Annotated in this window: 1 protein-coding gene, 1 tRNA gene and 1 pseudogene; 1 reads left to right on the forward strand and 2 read right to left on the reverse strand. The window is 70.9% G+C overall.

Annotated elements, in window-relative coordinates:
* Positions 1 to 443: 443 nt before the first annotated feature.
* Positions 444 to 517: transfer RNA gene (locus ACFYWL_RS31080), tRNA-Met, on the reverse strand.
* A 245-nt stretch (positions 518 to 762) separates the two neighbouring features.
* On the opposite strand from ACFYWL_RS31080, the gene ACFYWL_RS31085 reads away from it, so the two are divergent.
* Entirely contained in the window at positions 763 to 1,503 is a 741-nt protein-coding gene (locus ACFYWL_RS31085; RefSeq protein WP_386980375.1) for an SUKH-3 domain-containing protein, read from the forward strand.
* Positions 1,504 to 1,620: 117 nt separating this feature from the next.
* Here the strand turns inward: ACFYWL_RS31085 and ACFYWL_RS31090 are convergent.
* Positions 1,621 to 1,879 (reverse strand): annotated as a pseudogene (locus ACFYWL_RS31090) (dCMP deaminase); the annotation flags it as partial.

Here is a 1,879-nt window from a genome sequence, read left to right on the forward strand (position 1 = left end):
GGGCAGGACACGGACGAAGGCACGGGTCGACGAGATCCGCCGCCGGTCGTCGGCTGCGGCCGCCGAGCCGCCGACCGGCCCGACGGGCGGTCCCACACCCCTCACCTCACCAGCCGGCACCCTGTCTCCCGGCGTACGTCGACGGTCGGGCCGCGCCTCGGCCCGTCCGTCCAGCCTCGCCGGTGCACCCCCGCGCGGCGAGCGGAACGGTCCGACCGGGCTACGCCGGGAGCGGGCCGGCGCACGCATGCGGGCCGGCCGCCGCCTGACGCGGACGGCGCAGGGCGACGGCCACGGAGCGGGACCGGGAGCCGGCACCGGGGCGTGGCATGGCGTGGCGTACGAGCACACGGGGAGACGGGGAGACAGGGAGACGGCACAAGCGTCATGGAACGACTCAGGGCCGGAGTCCGTTCACACGGACTCCGGCCCTGGGCCTTCAGTAGCGGGGACAGGATTTGAACCTGCGACCTCTGGGTTATGAGCCCAGCGAGCTACCGAGCTGCTCCACCCCGCGTCGGTGATTCAAGTGTACGCCATGCTCAGGACCACCAGCACCACGGTTTCCCGCACCCCCTTTCGTCTTCGAGATCCCGGAAGGAGAAGACCCCGTCTTCAACGTCCATGGTCCCCCGCCCCACCACCACGACCGTCCCGCCGCCATGTGCAACAGCAGGGTGCCAGGATGTCCGGGTGGTCAGCGCTGAAGAGTGGATTCGAATCCGTAGCGGCCTGCGGTTCGGCCAAAGGTTCCGAGGGACGGTGACGGCAGTCCCGAGACCGGGTGCGATCGGGATCTTCGTCGACATCGGTCTTCCGGTCGGAGGGTTCGTCGATGTTCTGCTTCTGCCGACGGCCGCAGAACGCTGGCCGAGCGAGGGGACCGAGGCCGCATTCGAGGTCTGGTGGGCCGATCAGCGACAGCAAGTGCGACTCAAGCCAGTCGACCCGCGGTTCCTGCGTGACGACTTCACCCACTGGCAGGCGGACTGGCGGCCCGGCTGGCCCGGAGACGTGCCGGTGGACAAGGCATGGGTCGATGCGGCGGTGACGCATCTACGGGGAACCGGCGTGATCGAGGAGACACTGCGCTCGGCAGGCTGGCGGCCGGGACGGCACGTCTCGACGGGCCGCTGGCGCAAGGCGCTCGAGAAGACCGGCCTGATCCGCATGCACGATGCCGCCGAAGCCTTCTTGGCGGAGTTCGGTGGCCTGGACGTCCGGATCAGCGGACCCGGGATCACCTGCGCCAAGACCCCCTTCACCTTCGACCCGGACAACCTGATCGGTGAGGAGGACCGCTTCGCCGACTGGAGTCACACCATCGGGCGCGCCGTCTTCCCCCTCGGTGAACTCGATGAGGGCAGATTCCTCCTCGGCATCGACGAGAACAGCGAGATCTACCTGGTCGAGACCTGGCTGGCTACGTTCGGCTCTGCCCGGGACGCGCTGGAGAAGCTCATCCTGGGCGTCGCCCCGGAGCGGATCGAGACTGCCGACTGAGCAGCCCCAGCCGACCGGGCTCCACCCCGACGACGCTTCCCGACGGGCCGCGCGATCGCCCAAGATCCCGTGTCCCTGCCGGGGCGGAGGCGAAGGACGGGTTGGGCCGGGCTGAGGTCAGGCGGGGGGTTCCAGGTGCCGGTTGGGAGCCTTGGCGCGGTCCGCGTACTCGGGCAGGACGACGACGTGGGCACCGTGCGCGGTGAGGAGTCCGCTGCCGTCGGCCCCGGCGACGAAGGTGTCGGGTTCGCGCCAGGCGGTGACGACACGGCGGACGCCGGCGTCGAGGATGAGCCGGGCACAGGGGGCGGGGCGGGAGGCGCGGCGGGCGCAGGGTTCGAGGCTGGAGTAGACGGTGGCGCCGGGCAGCCGCGGG

It is taken from the genome of Micromonospora sp. NPDC002575, from assembly GCF_042889525.1.
Taxonomy (GTDB): Bacteria; Actinomycetota; Actinomycetes; order Mycobacteriales; family Micromonosporaceae; genus Micromonospora; species Micromonospora carbonacea.